Origin of the sequence: Acinetobacter pittii (assembly GCF_034064985.1) — a bacterium.
Classification (GTDB): Bacteria; Pseudomonadota; Gammaproteobacteria; order Pseudomonadales; family Moraxellaceae; genus Acinetobacter; species Acinetobacter pittii_H.
This window is the reverse complement of record NZ_CP139249.1, coordinates 2,388,311-2,407,690: the sequence shown is the minus strand read 5'-3', so window position 1 is coordinate 2,407,690 and position 19,380 is coordinate 2,388,311. Positions and strand designations below refer to the sequence as shown.

19 protein-coding genes are annotated in these 19,380 nt (G+C 38.9%); 13 read left to right on the top strand and 6 right to left on the bottom strand.

What is annotated here, in order from left to right; all coding sequences use genetic code 11:
- The first annotated feature begins 7 nt into the window (after positions 1-7).
- From SOI76_RS11485 to SOI76_RS11475, 3 genes are all read left to right on the top strand, one after another.
- Positions 8-493, top strand: a complete 486-nt coding sequence (locus tag SOI76_RS11485; RefSeq protein ID WP_104080312.1) for a nucleoside deaminase — start codon at positions 8-10, stop codon at positions 491-493.
- Entirely contained in the window at positions 490-1,671 is a 1,182-nt protein-coding gene (cynX, locus tag SOI76_RS11480) for a cyanate transporter (RefSeq protein WP_104080273.1), read from the top strand. Before SOI76_RS11485 ends, cynX begins: the two co-directional genes overlap by 4 nt.
- A gap of 129 nt (positions 1,672-1,800) precedes the next feature.
- Entirely contained in the window at positions 1,801-2,958 is a 1,158-nt protein-coding gene (locus tag SOI76_RS11475; RefSeq protein WP_104080274.1) for a winged helix-turn-helix domain-containing protein, read from the top strand.
- Between the two features lie 40 nt (positions 2,959-2,998).
- Here the strand turns inward: SOI76_RS11475 and SOI76_RS11470 are convergent, their stop codons facing one another.
- Together SOI76_RS11470 and SOI76_RS11465 are read right to left on the bottom strand one after the other, a co-directional pair.
- Positions 2,999-3,457, bottom strand: a complete 459-nt coding sequence (locus tag SOI76_RS11470) for a GNAT family N-acetyltransferase (protein WP_274389063.1) — start codon at positions 3,455-3,457, stop codon at positions 2,999-3,001.
- 287 nt (positions 3,458-3,744) lie between these two features.
- Positions 3,745-4,404 carry an epoxyqueuosine reductase QueH gene (locus tag SOI76_RS11465; protein WP_104080275.1) on the bottom strand — a complete coding sequence of 220 codons (660 nt, stop codon included), beginning with the start codon at positions 4,402-4,404 and terminating at the stop codon, positions 3,745-3,747.
- Positions 4,405-4,839: 435 nt separating this feature from the next.
- On the opposite strand from SOI76_RS11465, the gene SOI76_RS11460 reads away from it, so the two are divergent.
- The 4 genes from SOI76_RS11460 to SOI76_RS11445 all read left to right on the top strand — a co-directional run bounded on the left by SOI76_RS11460 (position 4,840) and on the right by SOI76_RS11445 (position 7,875).
- Positions 4,840-5,133 (top strand): hypothetical protein, encoded by a 294-nt coding sequence (locus tag SOI76_RS11460; protein WP_104080276.1) that lies wholly within the window; start codon positions 4,840-4,842, stop codon positions 5,131-5,133.
- 203 nt (positions 5,134-5,336) lie between these two features.
- Positions 5,337-5,801, top strand: coding sequence for a redox-sensitive transcriptional activator SoxR (soxR, locus tag SOI76_RS11455; protein WP_104080277.1), 465 nt, complete (start codon positions 5,337-5,339; stop codon positions 5,799-5,801).
- A gap of 161 nt (positions 5,802-5,962) precedes the next feature.
- Positions 5,963-6,397, top strand: coding sequence for an I78 family peptidase inhibitor (locus tag SOI76_RS11450; protein WP_104080278.1), 435 nt, complete (start codon positions 5,963-5,965; stop codon positions 6,395-6,397).
- A gap of 542 nt (positions 6,398-6,939) precedes the next feature.
- Positions 6,940-7,875 carry a dihydrodipicolinate synthase family protein gene (locus SOI76_RS11445; protein WP_000065199.1) on the top strand — a complete coding sequence of 312 codons (936 nt, stop codon included), beginning with the start codon at positions 6,940-6,942 and terminating at the stop codon, positions 7,873-7,875.
- A 55-nt stretch (positions 7,876-7,930) separates the two neighbouring features.
- On the opposite strand, the gene SOI76_RS11440 is transcribed toward SOI76_RS11445, so the two are convergent.
- Positions 7,931-8,836, bottom strand: coding sequence for a DMT family transporter (locus SOI76_RS11440; RefSeq protein ID WP_104080279.1), 906 nt, complete (start codon positions 8,834-8,836; stop codon positions 7,931-7,933).
- A gap of 420 nt (positions 8,837-9,256) precedes the next feature.
- On the opposite strand from SOI76_RS11440, the gene ygaE reads away from it, so the two are divergent.
- From ygaE to ybbB, 6 genes are all read left to right on the top strand, one after another.
- Positions 9,257-9,940 carry a GntR family transcriptional regulator gene (gene ygaE / locus SOI76_RS11435; protein ID WP_000174668.1) on the top strand — a complete coding sequence of 228 codons (684 nt, stop codon included), beginning with the start codon at positions 9,257-9,259 and terminating at the stop codon, positions 9,938-9,940.
- 168 nt (positions 9,941-10,108) lie between these two features.
- The gene (locus SOI76_RS11430) at positions 10,109-11,041 is read left to right on the top strand and encodes a 4-hydroxyproline epimerase (protein ID WP_104080280.1); all 933 of its coding nucleotides are present in this window, start codon (positions 10,109-10,111) and stop codon (positions 11,039-11,041) included.
- Entirely contained in the window at positions 11,038-12,141 is a 1,104-nt protein-coding gene (gene ooxB / locus SOI76_RS11425; protein ID WP_104080281.1) for an NAD(P)/FAD-dependent oxidoreductase, read from the top strand. Before SOI76_RS11430 ends, ooxB begins: the two co-directional genes overlap by 4 nt.
- Positions 12,142-12,372 carry a 2Fe-2S iron-sulfur cluster-binding protein gene (locus SOI76_RS11420; RefSeq protein ID WP_104080282.1) on the top strand — a complete coding sequence of 77 codons (231 nt, stop codon included), beginning with the start codon at positions 12,142-12,144 and terminating at the stop codon, positions 12,370-12,372.
- Positions 12,372-13,634: an FAD-dependent oxidoreductase gene (gene ooxA, locus SOI76_RS11415; RefSeq protein WP_104080283.1), complete on the top strand. Its 1,263-nt coding sequence runs from the start codon at positions 12,372-12,374 to the stop codon at positions 13,632-13,634. Before SOI76_RS11420 ends, ooxA begins: the two co-directional genes overlap by 1 nt.
- A 44-nt stretch (positions 13,635-13,678) precedes the next feature.
- Positions 13,679-14,431, top strand: coding sequence for an AraC family transcriptional regulator (gene ybbB, locus SOI76_RS11410; RefSeq protein WP_065708507.1), 753 nt, complete (start codon positions 13,679-13,681; stop codon positions 14,429-14,431).
- Positions 14,432-14,497: 66 nt separating this feature from the next.
- On the opposite strand, the gene abaF is transcribed toward ybbB, so the two are convergent.
- The 3 genes from abaF to yveA form a co-directional block, all read right to left on the bottom strand.
- Complete coding sequence (gene abaF, locus SOI76_RS11405; RefSeq protein WP_104080284.1) at positions 14,498-15,787, bottom strand: fosfomycin efflux MFS transporter AbaF; 1,290 nt, start codon at positions 15,785-15,787, stop codon at positions 14,498-14,500.
- A gap of 158 nt (positions 15,788-15,945) precedes the next feature.
- Positions 15,946-17,526 carry an aldehyde dehydrogenase (NADP(+)) gene (locus SOI76_RS11400; protein WP_104080285.1) on the bottom strand — a complete coding sequence of 527 codons (1,581 nt, stop codon included), beginning with the start codon at positions 17,524-17,526 and terminating at the stop codon, positions 15,946-15,948.
- Between the two features lie 152 nt (positions 17,527-17,678).
- Complete coding sequence (yveA, locus tag SOI76_RS11395; protein ID WP_104080286.1) at positions 17,679-19,250, bottom strand: APC family permease; 1,572 nt, start codon at positions 19,248-19,250, stop codon at positions 17,679-17,681.
- Positions 19,251-19,380 lie beyond the last annotated feature (130 nt).

Here is a 19,380-nt window from a genome sequence, read left to right as displayed (position 1 = left end):
GTACATGATGGAAAAAGGTGAACAGTTTTTACGTAATGCGATTGAGCTTGCCTATAACAATATTGAAAAAGGTGGCAGACCATTTGGAGCAGTAGTTGTAAAGAATGGAGAAATTATTGCTTCATGTGTAAATCAGATTCTGACAACCAACGATCCCACTGCACATGCCGAATTACTGGCGATTCGTGCAGCCAGCCAAGTTTTAGGAACTGCCAATTTAGAAGGCTGCTCTGTGTATGCAAGTGGTCATCCATGCCCAATGTGTATGGCTGCAATGCGTTTAGCAGGTATCAAGTCGGTGAGCTATGCATATTCTAATGAAGACGGAACACCATTTGGTTTGTCTACAGCCGAAATATATATAGAGCTTGCCAAGCCGTTTTCTGAACAATCAATGAAAATTCAATATATACCGATCAGAGTTGAAAACCGCACTGATCTTTATGTGCATTGGAAGAATTATCAGGCCCAGAATTCAGGCTCAGAAGAATGAAGCAGTCTGGAGTTTTTTTGACTCGTCCCATGCTTGTTGTAACGGTAGCTTTGGTGGGCCTTAATTTAAGACCATTTATCACAAGTATTGGACCATTAATTGCCAATATTCGAACAGCCACTGGCTTAAGCCTACAAGGAATGGCACTACTTACTTTGCTACCGATGATGCTTATGGGGCTTGTTGCATTTGTTGGCCCAATATTGCAGAACTATGTGGGCGAACGAAAAGCTATTCTTGGTGCATTGCTCGCCATTTGTGGAGGATGTGCTGTCCGATTTTTATTGCCTACATCTGAAGGATTAATTCTTAGTGCAATAGTAATTGGATTCGGAGTTGCGATGATACAAGCCGCTTTTCCGGGCATGATTAAACGAGAATTTAGCCAATACATAGGTCCGATGATGGGGCTTTATTCGGCTATGCTCATGGGCGGTGGGGCGTTAGGAGCATGGTTAGCTCCCATAATTTCAAATATAACGGGTGTCTGGTCGATTGGACTGGCTTTTTTTGCTATTCCAGCTTTATTTACATTTATATTGGCACTTATCTTTTTACCATCAAAAGTTCGCTCATCCATTCATCGCGCGCCTATAAGAAAGTTATTAAAGCAACCTCGAACTTGGTTATTAATGGCTTGTTTCGGGCTTGTAAATGGTGGCTACTCATCAGTCGTAGCTTGGTTAGCACCTTCTTTTCAAGATCAGGGTCGGAGCGCAGCGCAAAGTGGACAACTACTTGCTTTACTGGCCTTGAGCCAAGCAGCTTCAGCACTCATTTTGCCTGTTTTAGCTAGGAAATATAAAGATCGACGTCCATGGTTATGGTTTACGTTAGCCATGCAACTAGTCGGTTTCTCTGGAATGGCTTTTATGCCTGAGTTCGCCTCTATGCTTTGGGCAATTTGTTTAGGCGCGGGTTTAGGGGGATGTTTTGCCTTAACGCTTATAGTTGCATTAGATCATTTTGATGAACCGATACATGCAGGTGCTTTATCTGCACTGATGCAAGGCGGTGGTTTTTTACTGGCAGCAATCCCGCCGTGGATTATTGCGATTTTGCATGATCTTACAGGAGCTTACAAAGCAGGCTGGCTTTTTCATTTAGTCAGTGTGATATTAGCTGTTATTTTAGTAATTAGATTGAATCCCAAAAGTTATTTTAAAGTGAGTCTGTAAAACGTTGAGTTAGCCAAGATTCTTTTTTTAAGAATTGCTGCTCCTATAATCACAAGCAAATGAGGAAATAGTGATACGATAGTACTGAAAATTTCAGCTTCTAAATGAATACAACAATATTTGATTTCTATGACTTCTTCTTTGAAACAACTCACTTTATTTAATCAAGGCCTAGGGAAAACCAGTCGATTTGCAAAAGGCTTGGAAGGCACTTTACAGGCGATTGAGCATTTAGGATATGTGCAAATTGATACCATATCGGTTGTAGAGCGAGCTCATCACCATATATTGTGGAGCCGAGTGCCTGATTATGAGCTAAGTCATCTCAATAGTTTGGTACGTGAGCGCCAGATTTTTGAATATTGGTATCATGCCGCATCTTATCTTCCTATGAAAGATTATCGCTATGCGCTGCCTGCCATGATGTCTGTTAGGAAAGGGGAAAGCCGTTATTTTAATAGAGGCGATCAGCAGCTCATGAATGAAATTTTGGCGCGTGTTCGTGCTGAAGGAAAAATTCGTCTACGTGATATTGATAAGAATAATAAAAAGAGTTTAGGAAACTGGTGGAATACAGGTCCGGGCCGCCGTGCTTTTGAGCAGTTATATATGCAAGGTGACCTGATGATCTGCGAACGTAACGGAATGGAAAAGGTCTATGATTTGACCGAGCGCTGCTTGCCTGAAAATATTGATTTAAGTATGCCTACGCTTTATGAATATGCGCAGTATTTATTTAATAATACGCTTCGAGCACATGGTGCATTTACATGGAAACAACTGGTTCATTTAAAGAAAAATGATTTAAAAGAAACTATGCGTGCTGTGCTAATGGAGCAAATTGACGCAGGCGTAGTATCTGCAATTACGCTTGAGAATGGTCAAACGCTATATATTGATGCCGTTGCAATAGAACAAAAGCTTAATACTGAGTTCGGTTTAAAAATACTTTCACCTTTTGATAACTCGCTTATTCATCGTGACCGTTTAACTTTTTTATTTGAGTTTGATTATCGGATTGAATGCTATGTACCAGCGGCTAAAAGAGTATATGGTTATTTTTGTTTGCCGATTCTATATCAAGATGAGTTAGTCGGCCGAGTAGATTGTAAAGCGCATCGTTCTATAAAAGAGTTAGAAGTAATTAGTCTGCATCTAGAAAAAACAGTAAAAAATAAGGAGCTCTTCTTTTTTGAATTGGAGCAAGAGCTCAAGCGTTTTGCAGCGTTTAATCAATGCTCAACTATTAATGACAAAGTAATAAAGCTTATTCATACTAAAATTTAAACACCAAAAGCACTCCAGCTTTTAGTGCTTTTTACTTTCTTTAGTTCAATGGCATACGGTATTGAATAATTCCTGGCTTTTGTGCAATCCAGTCATAGAGCTTTTGGGCTGTTTGATTGCTTTCTTGAGTATGCCAATATAAACGTTCACAGTGATGTGCAATTGCTTGTTTCTGTACGTATTCAATGAGTTGCTTACCAATATGTTGACCACGGAATTCAGGTGAAACATAGAGGTCTTCTAGATAGCAGTAATTATTTTCTGCCCATGTTGAACGATGAAACATATAGGTGACAAAACCTAAGATACGTTCTTTATTTCTGGCAACAGCACAATAAATTGGTTCTTTTTCATCAAAGAAACGCTCCCAAGTCTTTTTTGTTATATGAAGAGGTAAATTGACCTGATAGAAATTTTGATAGGCAAGCCAATATTTTTCCCATTGTAAATAGTCTTGCTGCTGAACAGGAACGATTTCGATAGTTTTATTTTCAATCATAATTACACTTCATTCTTACTCATTGATTAAAATTATATTTTGGATATAAGTAGCTTAAGTAAACATTAAGATATTAAAAACTAACATAATAAATCTGACGAGAAAAGAAATTACTTATTCTCATTACTTTTTTAAATTTATTAATCTTATTTTAAGCTAACTTCATTATTCTAATAATATCAAAGCTCAGTACAGTACACCTTTTGGCCACATTCTCCAGATGTGGCCTTTTTTTATTGGGAATAAATATAGCTTAGAATGAATTAATTTTTTAAGGAGAATAAGATTTAATCTTCTTCCATGGCATTACTATAGAACTTAACACCTAGTTTAATTCGGTCTCGACCATTACTCATACGCCAACGATTGGTGTCACGTAAAGAATATACACAGCCACAATATTCCTGTTGGTAGAATTCCTCTCGTTTACTGATTTCAATCATTCGACTAGAGCCACCATTTTTTCGCCAGTTATAATCCCAATATTGAATATCTGGATAATTGGATGCTGCCCGAATTCCGCAATCATTAATTTGAGCCATATTTTTCCAACGAGAAATTCCTAACGAACTACTGATGAGACTAAAGCCGTGTTCATGTGCATAAAGGGCAGTTCGCTCGAAACGCATATCGAAACACATGGTACAACGAATGCCGCGTTCGGGTTCATCCTCCATACCTTTAGCTCGAGCAAACCAATTGTCTGTGTCATAATCGGCATCGATAAATGGAATATTATGCTTTTCTGCAAAACGAATATTTTCTTCCTTACGGATGAGATATTCTTTTATTGGGTGAATATTAGGATTATAAAAAAATATTGAAAATTTAATTCCAGAATCAATCAATGCTTCCATGACTTCTCCTGAACAAGGAGCACAACAAGAGTGAAGTAATAATTGATCATGTCCAGATGGGAGTTCTAATTTTAAACGTTGAGTTGGCATAATAAAAAATTAAATTGCAATTCTAATGATTATATATTTTGTATTTAAATAATGTGAACTGAATTATTTTCAATTAAAAGTGAAAATAATTTATTACTCTATTTAATATTAAGTTAAATATAATGAAATAAGTATATTGTGAAATATTAAAATTAATTATATAACTGCATTTAATTTTTCTGCCTTTTATACTATATAATAATATAAAATATATAAGATTTTTATATTTATAAAAACAATAAACCTAAAATTTTATTTGGTAAGTAATTGATGTATCTAGATATAATTTGTAATTTTATGATTTTTATTTGTGATGTGCATCACAAATAAACCTTATTTTTTTAATTAAAATATTTCTTTAGATTTGTAGCTTTAATAAATCTATACTATAAAATTCAATGTGTTTTTAAACTTAAGCGTGTGATAATTTGAGATATGAAAGATTGGCAATGTAAGTATTGTAATGGTTACATTATGGTTAATCATTCAAAGATCAGCGTAGGAGAAAAAGTTTACTTTTTGGTATATAAATTTGATGCAAAGAATGAACGGAAAAAATTATATAAAAAGGGAATAGTAGTTGCTCGCTACGATAATATACTTCACATCGAGTCACGTAAAAAAACTTATAAAATCGATCAAGCTAGGGTCTATCCTCTAGGAGCACCAATGCCTTTTGTTTACAACATGTTTTGGATTTGCGGGTGCCCGTGTGCTCTACAAAATTAATTTCTTAAATTTAAATGTTAGCACCTCATTTTATAGATTTAACAGAATTAATAGTCTCATTAAATTTATCTTCTTAGGTTTTATCGAAAAGTTAAGACCATCAAACTCAGAAAAATGGCTTTTAGCAGTCAGGTTGGTTGGCTTATTTATTTGACAAAATACAGAGGCTCTCTTATAAACCTCGAGTAAAGTTGAGGTCAATTATGATAAATGAAAATAAAAAAGCTGACCCTAGTCGAGTTTTGACAGTGGGTGAGGTTGCAAAAAGGAGCGGGGTTCCTGTCTCAACGCTGCATTTTTATGAGGCGAAAGGGCTCATAAAAAGTCTAAGAACTAACGGTAATCAACGCCGTTTCCCATTAATCGTTTTAAGATATATTGCGATTATTAAAGTTGCTCAAAGAGTTGGGATTCCCTTAGATGAAATTAAATCAGCTCTTAGTGCATATCCTATGGGAAGCAAATTAACAGCTAAACAGTGGAAAGAGTTATCAAGCCATTGGCGAAAAGATCTGGATGAGCGTATTCAAAAATTAACGAGACTACGCGATGAAATGGACTGGTGTATTGGCTGTGGTTGCTTGTCATTAGAGCAATGCCCTTTAAGAAATCCAGAAGATGTTTTAGGGCAAGACGGTTCCGGACCCCGAATTTTAGAAAGGCCTTAATTGCAATATTTTAATCATTGTTTTTAGAACAGAATATTTTAAATTCTAATCAATTAAAGAGCGGTTAATAGAATTGCTAAGAGAGTTTTTTATTGTAAACAAGACACATGAAACATGAATTTTTTTGATATCTTTATTTTTTTATTAAGAAGCAAAAATTTATGAAAAAAATTATCTTTCTTGGTTTAGCGCTTGTTTCGTTAACGGCTTGTTCATCTGCACAACATAAAGATTCAACTCCACCAAAAATTGGTTCACCAAACCCAGCTAGTCAATATTGTGTTGAACAAGGCGGGAAATTAGAAATTAGAAATGAAGCAAATGGACAGGTTGGGTATTGTCATTTACCAAACGGCCAAGTCGTTGAAGAATGGAAATTATTCCGTGATAATCAAGCGAACTGTGTAGCAGAAGAAGCTCAAAAATTGGTAGGTCAATCTGGCCTTACTGATGACCAAATTAAGCAAAAAACTAAATCAGAAATTGTACGCAAAGTGGCTCCAGGTCAACCTATGACTATGGATTATCGTACAAACCGAGTTACAGTTACTATTGATCCTGCAACTAAGAAAATTACTCAGGCAACCTGTGGTTAATTAAGCTTTACTAAATTAAATCTTGAAATAAAAAGCCTGCTGAAATGCAGGTTTTTTTATTAAGTAATAAAAAAAAGCCTCTAGCGGACTAGAGGCAGAAAACTTCAGATGCAAGAACAGGTGAATTATGCATCTGAGTTAAGTAGGTTGTATCAAACCATGTAAAGCACTTTACCAGTAAAAATGAATAAAAATAGGGAGGTGCGACTAATGGCTAATGTTCTGTGGTTGTTTATTGAGCGCCTATAAGCTCGCATTTAATTTCTCTTCTCAGTACTAATTTTTAAATTTTTAAGTTCTATTTTTAAAAAAATATAAGGAAAATTTAATTTTTTAATTCTCTTAATAAAATTACTATTTGATTTATATGAACTTTTTCTCAGGTAAAGAATTTAGAGAGAAAGACTATTCTTTTTGTTGTATATCGTATACGATATATAAAGAATGATTAACAGCTATTAATCCCATTCCATAACTTTTGAGATGGATTAACTCGAAAGTACGACTACCCAGAGTTTTATTTGTATTACTGAGGAATAATTATGAGTAATATCTTCACAGGATGTATCCCGGCGCTAATGACCCCATGTACTCCTAACCGTGAGCCAGATTTTGACGCGCTTGTGAAAAAAGGGCATGAGCTGATTGAAGCCGGCATGAGTGCGGTAGTGTATTGTGGTTCTATGGGTGATTGGCCTTTACTAACCGAAGCTCAACGTCAAGAAGGGGTGGCACGACTTGTTGCTGCTGGCATTCCTACAATTGTTGGTACTGGTGCAGTTAATTCAAAAGAAGCAGTTTCTCATGCAGCTCATGCAGAAAAAGTCGGTGCACAAGGGCTTATGGTTATTCCACGTGTACTGTCACGTGGAGCCTCACCAACTGCACAAAAAGCTCACTTTTCTGCAATTTTAAAAGCAGCGCCAAGCTTACCTGCAGTGATTTACAATAGCCCATATTATGGATTTGCGACTCGTGCAGATTTGTTTTTTGAATTGCGCCGTGAATTTCCAAACTTAATTGGTTTTAAAGAGTTTGGTGGTGCTGCTGATATGCGTTATGCGGCTGAGTTCATTACTTCACAAGATGATTCAGTCACCTTAATGGCAGGTGTAGATACTCAAGTTTTCCATGGTTTCGTAAACTGTAACGCAACGGGTGCGATTACCGGGATTGGTAATGCTTTGCCTAAAGAAGTTTTACAGTTGGTTGACCTGAGTAAGAAAGCCGCAGCAGGCGATGCAAAAGCCCGTCGTTTAGCGCAAGAGTTATCAAGTGCATTAGAAGTTTTATCTTCTTTTGACGAAGGAACGGATCTTGTTCTGTACTATAAATATTTAATGGTACTTAACGGTGATAAAGAATATACCTTACATTTTAACGAAACGGATGCATTGAGTGAATCACAACGTAAATACGTTGAAACTCAGTATGAACTATTCCGTACTTGGTATCGTAACTGGTCAGCTGAAATCTAAGAAAATATGTATAAAAAAGAGGCTAATGATTGAGCCTCTTTTTTACTTCTATTATTTATTTTTTAGTGAGAACAATAACGCAGAGAAAAATTAGAATTAAACCCAAGTAACTATGCATTGTTAAACTTTCGCCTACTACAACAACTGCTAATAATGCTGCAACTGGAATCTCAACCAAAGCTAATGTCATAGCTTGACTGGCTGGAATTCGTTTAAGGCCAAAACTAAAAAATAAATAGCCCAAAAACATAGGAACAATCGGAATATAAATTGCAACCCAGAGATTTGTTGGGTAATCAAAAAGGTTTTGTGCAGTAATGAATAATGTAGGTAGTAACAGCACTGCAGAGATACCAAAAATCACTCCCATGGCAGCTCTTGAGTCGACATCTTGGCGAATTAGGTTTCTCATTATCCAAGAATATGTTGCATAGCTCAGGCTAGAGAGTAAACCAAAAAATACCCCTAAAATACGATCAGATTGTACGATTTGGTGCTGCGCATGATCACCAGAATAAGAGAGTAAAATAATTCCTAAAAAACCGAGAATAAAACTGATGAGCCATTTTAAAGAAAGTTTTCGCTTATCTAAAATCCATTCTAAAAGCACTGAAAACAAAGGTGCACAGCCAATCGAAATCACGGTGCCAATCGATACACCAGCTAAAGAGACAGATGAATAAAATGCAAATGGACAAAGAATTGAAACGACAACGGCAATAAAGATTTGAGACTTATAGTTAAATAGTTTTTGATAATTCTTTTTAATAGCTTTTAAGCTTAAAAATGTATGAATTAATCCACCGAAGCCCACAGAAATGGTAGCAATTACAAGTGGACTAATGCCTTTTGCAAAAGATGCCGCTGTACCTGCTGTACCCCATAGAAAAGCAGCAAATAGTACAGATAAGAAACCCGTATAATAATTCAGCGAAAATTTTGCTTCTGTTGGCGTACTCATATGAAGTGACTCAAACTTTAAAAGTTTTATGCAGCATGATTTTTACAAGATAAAAATTTTATCTTGCAGGCAATAACTCAGTGCAATGGATAAGAATTTTTTGACAGTTACCCGTCAAGAGAACAGGGTAGTATGCTGGTATTTATGACGATTTGCTTGGTTAAATACACTAAAATAATGACGATTTCAGCATAGTCTAATAATAGTTTTGTGATTTAAATGGTATAAAGTATACTTTAGCTATTAATGCAGTTAAAAATTATTAGCTCCAATAAATAGAGAAAATGAGTTTTAGCAGCATTGAAATAAAGGTAAGCCGTGCCGAAAATAATGCTTGAAAAGCAATGATTTCATTATGGCGGATGAATAAAAATTATCATCCTTTTATTTGTGTCATATTTTGAGGTTAAGAGAATATTCGTGACGCTACCATCTTTTAATGTATCAAATCTTGGTGCAATGCCTTCGGTATCTGAAGTTATTGTCAAATATATTAGAGAAGCAATTATTGCAGGGCATATTGCTGAAGGCGAACCAATTCGTCAGGATGAAATTGCCAAACTTTTTAATGTTAGCAAAATTCCCGTACGTGAAGCTTTAAAGCAACTTGAAGCCGAAGGCTTGGTTGAGTTTATAAAAAATCGTGGCGCAATTGTGACTCGTATTTCTGAAGAAGAGTTGGCACAGATTTTTGAAGTCCGAGTGATGTTGGAAACGAAGCTGATTCAGCTCGCCGTGCCGAATATGACAGAAGAAACTTATAAAAAGGCAGATGAAATTTGTAACGCCTTTATTGATAACATGGATATTGGAAGCTGGACCACATTAAATTGGCAGTTACATGCGTGCCTTTATGAACCAGCACAGCGACCTTATATGCTCGGATTAATTCGTTCGATTTACGATAAAATTGAGCGCTATTTAAGATTACAAATGAATGTTTCCGAAGGCAAATCGCGTGCAAATGATGAGCACAAAGAAATTGTGAAAGCCTGTAAAGCCAAGGATGTTGATTTGGCGGTTAAGTTAATTGAAGAGCATATTAATGGTGTTTGCCAATCACTTTATGAGCACTTACCTCACCATAAAAATGTGAAAAAATAAGCGCTGCATTCTTTATCATTTCAATTAGGCCAATGGCCTAATTTTTTTGTCTTTATTTTTGAAGAAGCATGTTTTCACTATGCTGATTTCGTCATCGTTTTATAAGAAAACGATCAAGCTTGCTGTTTTGAGATCAGTCATCCTAGAAAAAAATGTAAGGATACTTCTATGAAAACAGTAAAAATTTTGGACTCTCATACTGGTGGTGAACCAACACGATTAGTGCTTGAAGGTTTTCCTGATTTAGGCACAGGGGATATGGAAAGCCGCCGAAAAATATTATCAGAACAATATGACCATTTCCGTCGAGCAACCATGTTAGAGCCGCGCGGTAATGATGTGTTGGTTGGCGCATTATTGTGTAAACCTGTGAATCCCAAAGCGAGCGCGGGCGTTATTTTCTTTAATAACACAGGCTACCTAGGCATGTGTGGTCATGGCACGATTGGTTTAGTGGCTTCGTTAGCACACTTGGGAAAAATACAAGTTGGTACACACTTAATTGAAACTCCAGTCGGGGATGTTGAAGCGACATTGCATGAAGATCATTCAGTGAGTGTGCGCAATGTACCAGCATATCGTTATAAAAAAGCAGTCGAAGTTGATGTTGAAAAATATGGAAAAGTTACTGGTGATATTGCATGGGGCGGTAACTGGTTCTTCTTGATTAATGATCATGGTCAACGTGTTTCAAGTGATAATTTGGATCAACTGACTGAATATGCGTGGACGGTTAGACAAGCGCTTACGGCACAAGGAATAACCGGTAAAGATGGGCAAGAAATTGACCATATCGAGTTATTTGCAAGTGACGCCGAAGCAGACAGTAAAAATTTCGTGCTTTGTCCAGGCAAGGCCTATGACCGTTCACCGTGTGGAACCGGAACGAGTGCGAAAATTGCTTGCTTGGCCGCAGATGGCAAACTTGAGCCAGGAAAGTTATGGAAACAAGCCAGCATTATCGGTAGCCAGTTTATTGCCTCGTATGAACAAGCAGGGGAATATGTGATTCCAACCATTCGTGGTGAAGCTTACATGAGTGCCGAAGCAACTTTATTTATGGATGAAAATGACCCATTTGCTTGGGGTATTCAGCTATGAGAACCGATGCCATCGTCATTGGGGCAGGCATTGTAGGTGCTGCATGTGCTTATGAATTGGCTCGGCAAGGGTTAAATGTACAAGTTTTAGATGCTCGGATCGGTGGTGCAACAGCCGCAGGTATGGGACATTTGGTCATTATGGATGACTTGGAAGCCGAATTAAAACTTAGTCATTGGTCAGTTCAGCTATGGCATGAATTAGGGCACGAGCTTTCGGAAGACTGTGCCTATCGCCAAACGCCAACTTTATGGCTGGCAAGCAGCGCAGAAGAAATGCAGATTGCTGAGGAAAAATATCAACGTCTCACTGCACAAGGTGTCCGTTGCCAACTTCGAAACGCAGAGGAAATCCGTCAGCTTGAACCTCACTTAAAGCAGGGTCTTTATGGTGGTTTAGAAGTTTTTGATGATGGAATTTTATATGCACCCTGTGCTGCCGAATGGTTGTTAAAAAAAATTCCCCACAAGGTTCAGGTGCAACAAGCTAAAGTTATTCATATTGAAGAAAATCGGGTTCAGCTAAGTGATGGAACATGGCTAGAAGCTGCGCATATTGTTTTAGCAAACGGTATTCATGCGACAGATTTTTTTCCAGAGTTACCGATTGAACCTAAAAAAGGTCATTTGGCTATTACTGACCGTTACCCTGAATTAAATGTAAAACATACGTTAGTGGCTTTGGCTTATGCAGCCAGCACTCAAGCGACAAGTGGAATTTCGGTGGCTTGTAATATTCAGCCTAGACCGACAGGCCAGCTTTTTATTGGGTCATCTCGTCAGTTTAATACAGTTGATCCGACTGTAGAGCCAGAAGTCTTTACTCGGGTACTTAAAGAGGCTGTCGATTATTTTCCAGCTTTGGCTGATCTTAATGTTATTCGGGCATGGACTGGCTTTCGCGCTGCTACTCCAGATGGTATTCCAGTAATTGGACGACATCCTGCATTTCAATCGGTTTATTTAGCGGTAGGTCATGAAGGATTAGGTGTAACCACAGCAACAGGTACAGCAAGACTGATTGCCTCACACATATGTGGATTAACTTTTGATATAGATCCAGAACCTTTTTTACCTCATCGTTTTATAGGAGCTGCATAGATGATTCAGCTTTTTATTAACGGCCAATCGGTTTCTGTGATTGAGGGCACCAGTGTTGCTGCTGCTTTAGTACAAGCGAAGTCTTATAGCCGTTTGTCTGTCTGTGGGGAAAAACGTACTCCATTTTGTGGAATGGGAGTTTGTCAGGAATGTCGTGTCAATATTAATGGACTCAGAGTGCTTGCTTGCCAGACGCTGTGCCAGCAAGACATGAAGGTGGAAACACAGTAATGGAAAAAGAATACGATGTGGTCGTTGTCGGTGCTGGGCCTGCTGGGTTATCAGCTGCTATTGCAGCCGCCGAAAGTGGCGGACGAATTTTAGTATTAGATAATAACCCACAGGCGGGCGGTCAAATCTGGCGCGCTGGACCGATTTTTCCTGTACCTGAAATGGCGCAGCAAAAATATCAACAAATCAAGGCTTATTCTAATATTGAATTTATGTTTGGTGCGAAAATTGTCGCCGCGCCTTTTGTAGGCCAATTGCTTGTTGAGCGACCTCACGACAGCCTAAATTTGTCTTATCACCAGCTTATATTGTGTACGGGCGCAAGAGAACTGTTTTTGCCTTTTCCTGGTTGGACTTTACCTGGTGTAACAGGGGCAGGTGGTTTGCAAGCCTTAATTAAAGCAGGCACACCTGTCAAAAATGAACGCATTGTGATTGCGGGCTCTGGACCATTACTCTTAGCAAGTGCGGACACAGCGAAAAAAGCAGAGGCTCAAGTTCTCTATGTTGCCGAACAGGCGGCTTCATCTTCCGTTCGTAAATTTGCACTTAAACTTTGGCGCTGGCCTGCGAAAATAATACAGGCGTTATCTTTGCCTTATCGTTTATATCAACCTGACAGTTATGTGATTGAAGCGATTGGTCAGGAACGTCTTGAACGAGTAAGGCTACAAACGCCGAAGGGAATCATTGAAATTGAGTGTGATCGACTCGCGTGCGGGTTTGGCTTAGTACCGAATACTCAATTGGGACAGTTAATGGGTTGTCAAATTAAGGACAATGCGATTACGGTCGATGACTATCAACATACATCACAACCACAGGTGTGGGCAGCAGGTGAGTGTACAGGTTTTGGCGGAAGTGAGCTGGCGATGGTTGAAGGTAGCATCGCAGGTTATGCTGCTATAGGTCAAAATGAAAAAGCGAGTCAATTATTTGCTCAAAGACAACGGTATCGTTTATTTGCATATCTCCTTGAGAAAAGCTTCAAGTTACGTGCTGAGTTAAAAACGCTTGCACGCCCAGAAACTATTTTTTGTCGATGTGAAGATGTAACTTTTGATAAAGTTGCCGAGCGTAATAGTTGGATTGATGCAAAATTACATACACGCTGTGGAATGGGAGCATGTCAGGGAAGTACATGTGCAACAGCAGCAGCCTGCCTATTTGATTGGCAGTTGCCTAACTCTAGACCACCATTACTGCCTACTCGTGTAAAAAGCCTCATAGAGATGTCCACTTCTCCTTTAAATCAAAAATGAAATGTTCTAGAGTAGACAAGTTATAACTTTGTCCGCTCTAGCTCATGACTTTGGTTCAAATTCCGAAACTAACTACCACTTTGGAAGATTTCTTAAAAAATCTGGAAAGTATAGAACCATTGTTTGATGCTTTATCTTCGGTGGTGTTTTTCATCAAAAATACCGAAGCACGCTATGTCTTTGTCAATCAAACATTAGTAAATCGCTGCGGTCTCAAAGATAAAACTGCAATATTGGGAAAAACCTCTTCTGAAGTTTTTCCTCATTCACTTGGAAAAATATATACATCGCAAGACTTGCAAGTTATTCGCCGCGGTAAAAAGTTAACAGAGCAATTAGAACTACATTTATATGCAAAAAATCAGTCGGGTTGGTGTTTAACTTATAAAGAACCATTATTTGATGCGGATGGAAACTTAGTAGGAATAGCGGGTATTTCTAATGATTTAAATGTGCCTGAAAATACACATCCTGCTTTTTATAAAATGGTTCAGGTTGAGGAATATATTAAAAAGAATTACGCCGAAACCATTACTTTGGCGCATTTGACCGCAATTGCTGGTGTATCTGTGGCTCAGTTAGAACGTTATTGCAAAAAAATATACCATTTAACGCCTCGGCAAATGATTAGCAAAATACGACTTCAAGTCGCCACTGAACTATTGGCGACAGATTTACCAATCACTCAAATTGGTTTGCGCTGTGGTTATACCGACCATAGTGCTTTTTGTCGTCAGTTTAAGTTGCATACAGGCATGTCACCTACTTTGTATCGCGCCTCTACCAAAAATATTTAGATAAAAAAATGGGTTGTATAGAACAACCCAAAATGATTATTAAGTGTTGAATTTGTATATTAAAGATTAATCTTTAAAAGTTAGAGATCGGCCTTTGGTTTCTTTCACCAGCAAAATCGAGACAATAGAGATCAGACTTGCGGCAACCAAATATAAAGAAATCGGAACCGAGCTATTAAATTCTTTGAGTAAGGTTAAGGCAATTAATGGAGCAAGGGAACCTGCCATAATTGGCGCGACCTGATAACAAAATGAAAGCGCCGTATAGCGAATATGAGTAGGAAATAACTCAGTCATTAACGCAGAGTAAGGCGAGTAGGTCATGGACTCAATAAATAAACCAAGCACAATTGCTAACATAATGAGCCAGTCATTGCCTGTATCCATCAAAGGAAAGCCGACAAAACCCCAAAAAGCAGTAAGTACAGCCCCAATAAGATAAATAGGTTTGCGGCCAAATATATCGCTTAAATGTCCCATAAAAGGAATAATAAAGAAATGGATCAGATGAGCGCCAAACATGAGCAGTAAGATCTGCGAAGTATCTTTATGGACGACTAACTTTAAATAACTGATCGAAAAAGTAACCACCATATAGTACAAAATGTTTTCTGCGAATCGGGCACCAATACCCGCAATAACAGATTTCTTATGATATTTTAAAACCTCAATAATCCCGAGTTGTTGTTTTTCAAGAAGCTGTTGTTTGGCCTGTGCTTCTTTAAACACTTCGGCATCGTCTACATTTTTTCGAATCCATAAACCAATCAGTACTACGACTGCTGAGAACCAGAATGCACAGCGCCATCCCCAATCTAGAAATTGTTCGGGCGAAAGGTTTTTTGAAAGTAATAATAAAACCAGTGTGGCTACTAAATTCCCGAGCGGTACACCAGTTTGTGGCCAGCTTGCCCAATAACCTCTGCGATCATCTGGACTGTGCTCTGAAACCAAAATAACTGCGCCACCCCATTCACCACCAAAAGCAAAGCCTTGAATTAGACGTAGCATGACCAAAAGTGTAGGCGCCCAATAGCCAATTTGATGAAAGGTTGGAATACAGCCCATTAAAAAAGTAGTGATACCGACAATAATGAGGCTAATTTGCAATAATTTCTTGCGACCAATTTTATCGCCGTAATGACCAAACACGAGGCCACCAATAGGTCTTGCTAAAAAGCCAACAGCATAGAGGGCAAATGCTGCCAAAATTCCATCTATAGCATTGCCGGTTTGTTGAAAGAAAAGTTCGCCAAAGACAAGGGCAGAAGCGGTGCCATAAAGGAAAAATTCATACCATTCTGCTACGGAGCCAACCATGGAGGCCGCTACTACCTTTTTTAGTGTTGTCGTCATATACCAATATCCTTATTTGAAAATATGTTACGCATTGATTTGATGGAGCATCGTGCTATTCATTTTTTGCACTTTTTTATTTAAATAGTGTGCGGTTACGCTGGACGCTTTGAACTAAAAAAAAGGAATTCATCTCTTGGATAAACTCCTTTAAAAAATTAAAGAGCAGCTTTACTCATTTCACCATTAACCAAGCGCGCGATACCAAGCGGATTGGCATTTTGAAGCGCGAGTGGCAATAAGTGATCTGGATAGTTTTGGTAGCATACTGGACGTAAATAACGTTCGATTGCCAAGGTTCCTACCGATGTGCCACGTGCATCTGAAGTTGCAGGATATGGCCCGCCGTGAACCATGGCATCACAGACTTCCACACCTGTTGGGTAACCATTTAGAAGTAAACGTCCTGCTTTTTCTTCAAGTAATGGAATAAGGGTCGCGAAGTTTTCAAAATCTTGCGGTTCGGCAATTAAAGATGCTGTAAGTTGACCACGTAGACCATTTAAAGCGAGAGCGAGCTGCTCTGCCGATTCAACTTCAATCACAATCGTCGTTGGGCCGAACACTTCTTCTTGAAGTAATTCATCATGCTCGAGTAAAAGAGATACATCGGCTTTAAAGAGCTGAGGATAGGCTTGCGGACCTTGTTGGGGTTGACCCGCTAAATGCTCAATTTTGTCATGTGCGAGTAATTCTTTAAGACCATGCTCGTAGCTTCTTAAAGTGCCTTTGTTAAGCATAGTTTGTGGCGGTTGTTGAGCCATTGCAGCCTTGAACTGCGTAATAAATTGGCTAAATTCAGGTGATTTAATTCCAATTATTAAACCTGGATTGGTACAGAACTGACCGCAACCTAAAACCACTGAACCACTAAGTTCGGTCGCAATTTTATCACCATGCACTTTTAGAGCTTCGGGTAATAAAATCATTGGGTTAATGCTCGACATTTCGGCAAAAACAGGAATGGGTTCAGGACGTGCAGCAGCTAAATCGCAGAGAGCACGACCACCTTTAAGTGAACCTGTAAATCCAACAGCTTTAATTGCAGGATGTTTTACCAGTGGCTCACCGACACCTTGACCATAAATCATGCTAAAGATGCCTTTTGGCAAAGCGCATTTCTCAATCGCACTACAAATGGCATTTGCAATTGATTCGGCTGTTGCCATGTGACCGCTATGAGCCTTCACAATAACTGGACATCCAGCCGCAAGTGCTGAAGCGGTATCCCCACCAGCAGTAGAAAAGGCAAGAGGGAAGTTACTGGCACCAAATACGGCCACTGGCCCAACACCGATTTTATATTGACGTAAATCTGGACGTGGAAGAGGTTGACGTTCAGGCAAAGCCAAATCAATACGGGCACCTAAATAGTCACCACGGCGTAATACTTGAGCAAATAGGCGTAATTGACCTGTGGTCCGCCCACGTTCACCGCGAATACGCGCTTCCGGCAAAGCAGTTTCTTGACAGACTGTTGCAATAAACTGGTCATCAAGCGCATCAATTTCACTGGCAATCGTTTCTAGAAAAACAGCGCGTTGTTCTGGCGTAGTTTGTCTAAAAGCCGGATAAGCCAATGCAGCTGCTTGAGCTGCCTGATCAATTTCTTCAGGAGTTGCTTGAGCAAACTGATAGGGTAATGCTTCATCTGTTGCAGCATCGTAGCTTAATACAAACTTACTGCCTGCACTTGAACGTTGACCTGCAATAAAATTTTGACCAGTAATATTTAACATTATCAACCTCACTTGAGAGTGAACGTCAAAAGTGGTTCTTCTGACGTTGGAGAGTTATCAAAGCGAAGGTTCTACTTTTGAAAATATAGTATTTTGTATACGTTATTGATCAAAAGAAAACCTTAACTTATATGTGTTTAAGCAAGCAATTGCTAAGCTTCATCGTCATTTTTAATCAGTGCTTTTGGTAAACCTGAGCGGATACCCCAGTAGTAGCAACCAAGAGAAATCACCATGACGAATAAGGTGTCGAAAGGCGCTGCCAATAGGTGTGTTGCACCGTCACCGAAGCTGCCAAGGTAAGAGGCAAGAATCATTAAAATGTAGTAAACAAGGAGCCACGCTGATGACTTTAACTGTTGGGCAAGGCTGACTTCTTGGGTTGGCACATAGCGCTTAAAAATGACGTAGAGTGCAAACAACACGATTTGTGCGCCTAATAACCATGAAATGACATTCCAGCCAGACCAATACACAATAAAAGACGCAATGACAAAAGCAAGCGGCCCGAGAACAGTAAATCCTTTTACATAGAATGGACGCTCAAGCTCAGGAGCATTACGGCGTAAAGCACCCACTGTGACAGGAGCTAGGGCATAACTTAAAACTAACGCTGCCGAAACTACGGAAATTAATTTATCCCAAGATGGAAACGGCATGGTCCAAAATACTGAAAGTGCAAACGTTAACCATAATGCATAACGTGGAATGCCTGATTTTGGATCTACACGAGTAAAAATACGGAAGAATGTATTACTGTTCGACCATGCATAAATGACACGTGGAGTTGCAGCCATATAGATATTGCCGCAGCCAGACGGAGAAATAATGGCATCTGAAACAACTAACAGTGCTAACCATCCCAAACCTAATAACATGGCAATGTCACGGTAAGGTAATGGGAACTTGTCACTAAGTCCTGACCAACCATTGGCTAACATATCGGTAGGTACTGCACCTAAGAAAGCAACTTGAAGCACTACATAAATAACCGTTGCCAAAACAACAGATAAGATGAGTGCAAAAGGAATCGTAAATTGAGGACGTTTTACTTCACTTGCTACCGAAATAATCGGCGTTAAACCCAAATACGCAAAAATAATACCGCCAGCAGATACGGCACCTTGTACGCCATGAGCGCCCATTGGAGCAAACTCGGTCATTGAAAAGTTTGCAGGTTTAAAATGGTATAGAAGTGCAACCATGACTAAAACGGGAACAGCAAATTTCAATGCACTAATCAGGTTGTTGGCAATTGCAAAGGTTTTTACGCTGTAATAGTTCAATGCAAAAAATACGCATAAAAGCGCAAACTGAAACAACCATCCAATGGTAGTTGGAGTTCGAACACCATCATGTACGGCGGTAAGAGAAGGGAACCATGCGGCTGCATATTCACGAGCAGCGACGACTTCAATTGCAATTAAACTTGAAAAGGCAATGACGGTCACAGAACCCAATAAATATCCTTGTAATGGGCCATGTGAAAATACGGGATAACGGATAATACCGCCTGCTCGGGGTAAGGCTGCGCCTAACTCACAATAAATAATTCCCAGAATTAAAACGGCAAAGCCCCCAATAATCCATGACAATATACCCGCAGGGCCGGCTTGAGAGGCCACATGACTTGCTGAAAATAACCATCCTGAACCGAAAATGGCGCCTAAGCCAATGAATGTAAGATCCATTAGAGATAACTGTTTTTTAAACTGACTTGTCATTACGTTTTCCTTAACGACAGAACTATTGTTCTTTCATATATCGTATACGATATATGGTTATTGGTAAATAGGGGAATTTTTATTCTATTTATTAGCAATGGATGATTTAAATATTATGTAAATAATTGTT